Source organism: Paenibacillus sp. J31R109 (assembly GCF_059692055.1).
In genome coordinates this window covers 527882-533919 of record NZ_JCAUAR010000004.1, presented here as the reverse complement: position 1 = coordinate 533919, position 6038 = coordinate 527882, and the positions used below count along the sequence as shown (strand labels likewise).

5 protein-coding genes are annotated in these 6038 nt (G+C 47.3%); 4 read left to right on the top strand and 1 reads right to left on the bottom strand.

The window, feature by feature from the left end; genetic code table 11:
* Positions 1-575 precede the first annotated feature (575 nt).
* On the bottom strand, positions 576-734 hold the full coding sequence (locus tag AC58QT_RS15265) for a hypothetical protein (RefSeq protein ID WP_497409713.1): 159 nt from the start codon (positions 732-734) through the stop codon (positions 576-578).
* Positions 735-973: 239 nt separating this feature from the next.
* Here AC58QT_RS15265 and AC58QT_RS15260 point away from each other — a divergent pair, with 239 nt between their 5' ends.
* The 4 genes from AC58QT_RS15260 to AC58QT_RS15245 all read left to right on the top strand — a co-directional run bounded on the left by AC58QT_RS15260 (position 974) and on the right by AC58QT_RS15245 (position 6026).
* On the top strand, positions 974-2830 hold the full coding sequence (locus AC58QT_RS15260) for a sensor histidine kinase (RefSeq protein ID WP_497409712.1): 1857 nt from the start codon (positions 974-976) through the stop codon (positions 2828-2830).
* Positions 2796-3605, top strand: a complete 810-nt coding sequence (locus AC58QT_RS15255) for a response regulator (RefSeq protein WP_497409711.1) — start codon at positions 2796-2798, stop codon at positions 3603-3605. The genes AC58QT_RS15260 and AC58QT_RS15255 overlap by 35 nt, the downstream gene beginning before the upstream one ends.
* Before the next feature lie 93 nt (positions 3606-3698).
* Positions 3699-5057, top strand: coding sequence for an extracellular solute-binding protein (locus AC58QT_RS15250; protein ID WP_497409710.1), 1359 nt, complete (start codon positions 3699-3701; stop codon positions 5055-5057).
* A gap of 87 nt (positions 5058-5144) precedes the next feature.
* Complete coding sequence (locus AC58QT_RS15245) at positions 5145-6026, top strand: carbohydrate ABC transporter permease (protein WP_497409709.1); 882 nt, start codon at positions 5145-5147, stop codon at positions 6024-6026.
* Positions 6027-6038: the final 12 nt, after the last annotated feature.

The following is a 6038-nucleotide window of genomic DNA, read 5'->3' as shown; positions in this document are numbered from 1 at the left end:
CAAGGCGCAAACTAATTTTTTTCGGAAAAAGTTAGTTTTTCAGGTAGTGGGACTTTTTTTTGCCTATACGCATCATTATATCCAATTTGCAACATTTTATTTTCGTATTAAATCGACTTACAGCGGGCGGAAGCGCCGGTAGCACTCCCGTAAGTCGAAAAAATCGACTTACAGCGCGCCAAAGCGTCCGCAGTGCTCCCGTAAGTCGAAAAAATCGACTTACAGCAGCGCGGAAGCGCCCACTGCGCTCCCCCTAAGGGCTGTTGTCTTCCTGACGTGCTTAGCATGTTGCGGATAACTTCCACTACCGCAATTAGTCCGATTTTGCCGACTTAATTTCATTGGCGGCACCATGAAATCCCAATTAGTCCGGCATAGCCGAACTAAATCGACCGAAAAACCATTCAAGCCAGAAAAAGGGGGGAATAGTTCGGCGAAATCGGACTATTGGACACATCTTACAAGTAATTCTCAATTTAGTTAGGCAAAATGGGACTAACCCAACTTTTGGCGCCCCACAACCGTAACTCCTCCAGCAACTTGTAATGCCCCACCAACCGTAACTCCTCCAGCAACTAGTAATGCCCCATCAACCTTAACTCCTCCAGCAACTTGAAATGCCCCACCAACCGTAACTCCTCCAGCATCTTTTGACGCCCCACCAACCGTAACTCCTCCAGCAACTTGTAATGCCCCATCAAGCGTAACTCCTCCAGCAACTTGAAATGCCCCACCAATCGTAACTCCTCCAGCAACCTTTAATGCTCGACCAACCGTAACTCCTCCATCAACTTGTAATGCCCCACCAACCGTAACTCCTCCAGCAACCTCTGCCCCCCACCAGCTTCAACCTCAAACGCATCTCCAAAATGTTCCACTCCCACCACCAATAGTTTAATAGCCAAACTAACTTGCATGTAGTATCATTTGGCATATTGAAAGCACTTACTATATTCGAAAAGGGGAATTCCGCTTGTGGCAGAAGGTGGCTAACTGGAATACATTGCGCAATCAGATGCTTGCGGGATTCATAGCTGTGATGATTATCGTTCTGATCTGCGCAGGCGCTATTACGTATAACTCGGTGTCAACCCTCCTTAATACGAAGGCGGAGACGCAGATGAAGCAAATCGCCAGTCAAGCCAACGGCAGGCTGGAAGCGATCATTACACAAATCGATACGCTGACGTTACAGGCTGTCAATGATGTGTATTTGCAGCAATTGTTTTTATCCTCGGTTCAAGGGAAGGCACCCGACTTCAGCGAACGTCAGTCACTTTTGAAAATCGCCAATCACATTCAAGCCTACAGCGGTGTTAGCAACGTAGAGCTGTATACGACGGGGTTTGCGCGGATGTTTCCGTTAGATGAGCAAAAGCTGACAGATCTCATCGAGCCCCATTGGATCGAACAGGCGGATAAAGAAAAGGGCAAGTTGATCTGGATCGGGAGTGATCCGAAATATCCAGAAACCGTGCTCGCCATTCGTCGGATCAATTTAGTTGATCGATGGTTCTCGAATGGGGGGTATTTGATGGTGCGAATGAATCGCAGCTATTTCGATTTCCAAAACCAGCTCCCCGATACGGGACATCGCGAATTGATGCTGCTAGCCGACAGCTCGGCTAGGCCGATTGTTTCCGACGGCGAAGCACTTGCCGGCATCAGCTCACTCATGCATACCGACGCCCAGCAAGTTACGCTAGAGCAGAAACGGTACATTCTGGTGAAACAGCTGTCGGAGCAGACGGGCTGGACGATGATGATTCTGTATCCGGTAAGTGATATTACCGATGGGATTTCTGTGCTGCGTTGGGCGATTATCGTATCTGGAGCTATCGGATTGGTCCTTTTCATTATCCTATCGTTTCTACTTTCCTCGATGATTACGAGGCCGATTCTTCGGCTGATGCGAGCCATGCGAAATACAAGGCAAGGGGTGCTGACCCCCAATTTGACACCGTCTTACACCACGGAATTGAATGATTTGAATGTGACCTACAATCAAATGGTAGACAATATCAATCGGCTTATTAAACTAGTGTATGAGAAAGAAATGATTCAAAGCCGCACAGAGCTCCAAGCTCTTCAAGCGCAGATAGATCCGCATTTTTTATATAACACGTTGGAAGCTCTGTACTGGTCTCTACAAGAGAAAGATGAAGAGGAACTTGCTGATCTTGTGGTTGCCATGTCAGATTTATTTCGTTATGTGATTGGTAACCCGAATAAGGATGTATGGGTCGCATTGGATGAGGAATTGGAGCATATCAAGCGTTATTTGAGCATTATGAGTGTGAGATTCGGCTCACGTCTTGTATGGAAAATCGACAGTGAAGAAGCGTATGGCCCTGTCCACATTCCGAAGCTGCTGATCCAGCCGTTGGTGGAGAATGCGATTTTGCATGGGTTAGAGGGTAAAATAGGAACGGGCTTAATCACGATCCGGGTGGAACCGTCACCTATAGAAACGACAGGGCTCCGCATCACGGTATGTGATGATGGTCCGGGGATGAATGAACAGACGCTTCAAGCGGTGCAGGAGTCGATCGAACGCGGTAGCGCAGCCATGCGTATAGGCTCATCATCCAGTTCTGACGATAGGCCAGGGTCAAGTACTGCCCATAGCATTCCATCCCCCAAAGGAAAAGGCATGGCCATTTCCAATGTGCAGCGACGCCTTCAGCTGTACTATCCATCCCTTCCTGATACGTATCGTGGCTTAACGATCACAAGTAGTCCTGGACGGGGTACCAGCGTGAGCTTCGACATACCCATCTTTAAGGAGGAACACGATGAACCAATCGGGGAAAACCATTCTCATCGTTGACGATGAGCCATTAACGCGAGAAGGTATACGCAAAACATTAGAAGCGTGGTCCATTGGGCGTTACACGATACTCAGCTGCAGCAATGGGACGGAGGCACTTGAGCTTTTACAATCGCGTCCCGTGCATCTATTGATTACAGATATCCGTATGCCTGAAATGAACGGCCTCCAAGTTGTGGAAGGAACACGTGGTTTCGCTCACAAACCTGTGGTCATCATTATTTCAGGACATCCGGATTTTCAATACGCACAAACAGCGATTGAACTTGGCGTCGTCAACTATTTACTTAAGCCGATTCAGAAAAGCAAACTGATCGACGCCGTCGAGCAGGCGCTGCGCATTGAAGTAGAACGCGGGCGCGTCGAAACGATGGAGAAAATGGTGGACACGCGCTTAATGCAGGCAAAGACTGCCGACAAAAATTACAGTGCTCCTGTGCAACAGGCCATCCAATACGTGGAGGCACATTTACAAGATCCGCTGGGCATGAGCGAGGTGGCTAGCCATATTCATCTGAATCCGAGCTATTTTAGCGCTCATTTCAAAGAGCAGACAGGTTTCACCTTCAGTGAATACGTTACGAGAAGCCGTATCCAGAAGGCTAAGGAGCTGCTGCTGCAGACCAGATTAACGATTGCGGATATCTCGGAGCAAGTCGGCTACCAGACGTCGAAATATTTCATCAAGCTGTTCAAAGAGTACGAGGGGACGAGCCCCAATCAGTATCGGAAACAGATTATGGATGGGGATGATCGGATAGATACCTCGAAATAGTGGAACATTACCCGATAGCTGTTACTCCCTGCGGCAGCAATGTAAGCGCTACAATAAAACACGTAGCACATAAATGATTAGGGGGAAACAAACATGGTAAGAAAAACGCTTACATGGTCGCTAACTACGATGCTCGGCCTATCTATGGCACTGACGGGCTGCTCTAGTTCCACAGATAATGCGAGTCCAACGACAGCTCCTAAAGAAACGGCGAAAGCAACCGAAGCAGCAACAGCGCAACCTGCTAAAAAAGTAACCATTAAAATGATGCACCTGTGGCCAACAGGAAATTCCGCAACGCAAAACAAAATTGTAAACGATATCATCAAAGAGTATCAAACGGCGAATCCGAATGTGACGATTGAGCAGGAAGTGCTCGAGAATGAACAATACAAGAATAAAATGAAAGTGCTTTCTACTTCGAATGCCCTTCCTGATGTGGGCTTTACGTGGGCAGCAGGCTACATGGATCCTTATGTAAAAGGCGACATGTTCGCTCCGCTGGATGACTTGCTGCAAGGGGATTTGAAAGATAAATTCGTGAAAGGCACAACAGATGCCTACGCATTCGGCGGCAAAACCTACGGTCTTCCGGTTGAATTGAACATCGTGCCCGTGTATTACAATAAAGCGATTTTTGCGAAGCACAATCTTACGCCACCTAAGACGTACGATGAGTTCAAAAACATTGTCAAAACACTCAGCTCTAACGGTGTAGCCCCTATCGCACTCGGCAACAAAGACCGTTGGACTGGTTCACTCTGGTACATGTACCTGGCTGACCGTATCGGTGGACCTGAAACTTTGAAAAAAGCGATCGATCGCTCGGGATCCTTCAATGATCCAGGTCTAGTACGCGCAGCATCAGAGGTTTCCCAGCTTGTCGACATGAATGCCTTCAACAAAGGCTTTAACGGACTTGGCAACGACGAAGGTAAAGCAGAGTTCATGAACAGCAAAGCCGCTATGTACATGATGGGCACATGGGAATTGCCGAACTACACAACAAACAAAGATGTTCCACAAGCCTTCAAAGATCAAATCGGCTTCTTTAAATTCCCGACAGTTGATGGTGGAAAAGGCAACATGGATAGCTGGGTTGGCGGACCAGGCGTAGGCTTGTTCGTAGCGAACAACTCCAAAGTGAAAGAAGAGTCCAAGAAATTCGTCAGCTTCTTCGTATCGAAGTGGGGCGAGCACGCTATTTCCGAAGCAGGCGTTATCCCGGCAACGAAAGTAGACACGTCCAAAGTGAAACTGCCACAAATGTATATTGACCTTTTAAATGAGTTGAATAAAGCGAGCAATATTACACTGTTCGCCGATGTTCAAATGAAGCCAGCTTCCGCAGAAGTTCACTTGAATATGATTCAAGCTCTGTTTGGTAAAGCGGTGTCACCGGAAGCTTTTGCGAAGAATCATGAGGATGCCTTGGCGAAAGAACCGAAGTAGCCTAACGAATACGAACGATTTGGGAAAGGACATATCCCTCTAAGTGGTATGTCCTTTGTCATTATGGGTGAAAGGGAAGTGCCTACTATGGATAAAGTCATGTCTAACAAATCCATGATTGCGATCTACGTGATTCCCTCGTTATTTCTGCTGCTAGCCTTGATCTATATGCCGATCATCATGACGGGCTACTACGGACTTATGAAATGGGATGGCGTAGGCAAAATGAGTTTCATCGGTTTGGATAATTATGCCGAACTGCTTAAGGATAAATTATTCTGGGGAAGCGCGAAGCACTCTTTTTTGCTGGCGATCTTCTCAACAATCTCCCTGCTTGGTTATCTACTCGTGGCATTAGTGTTATCTGCGAACATTCGTGGGGCTAATCTTTTTCGCAAAATCTATTTAATCCCTATGCTGCTTTCTTCTGTCGCTATCGCGCAACTATGGTTGAAAATATTCCACCCAACGAACGGGGTATTGAATGCTATCCTGACGTCTTTGGGGGTCACGCATACACCGGAATGGTTGTCCAATCCATCCATTGTTTTATACGCCATTTTTATGCCCATTCTGTGGCAGTACGCCGGATTTTACATTTTGATCTATTACGCTGCATTGAAAAATGTACCGACCTCGCTGATCGAAGCCGCACGTATCGATGGTGCTAGTCCGTGGCGCATCGCCCTATCTATTCGCGTTCCGTTAATCGCAGAAGTGATGAAAGTAACGGTCGTTCTGGCCGTCGTCGGATCACTGAAATATTTCGACCTGATCTACGTGATGACAGGCGGCGGGCCAAACGGATCCAGTGAAGTAATGGCATCCTACATGTACCGTAAAGCGTTCAAAGGCTATGATTTCGGCTATGCGAGCGCCATTGGCTTCTTCCTGCTCTTGATTTGCCTCGTGGCTACTTGGTTAATCCGTAAAGCGACGGCTTCCAAAGATGAGATCCAATACTCGTAACGAAAGGAGATT

Bases quoted from the DNA above. Each gene is read 5' to 3' on its own strand.
- AC58QT_RS15255 (WP_497409711.1), top strand. From the start codon at position 2,796: ATGAACCAATCGGGGAAAACCATTCTCATCGTTGACGATGAGCCATTA.
- AC58QT_RS15250 (WP_497409710.1), top strand. From the start codon at position 3,699: ATGGTAAGAAAAACGCTTACATGGTCGCTAACTACGATGCTCGGCCTA.
- AC58QT_RS15245 (WP_497409709.1), top strand. From the start codon at position 5,145: ATGGATAAAGTCATGTCTAACAAATCCATGATTGCGATCTACGTGATT.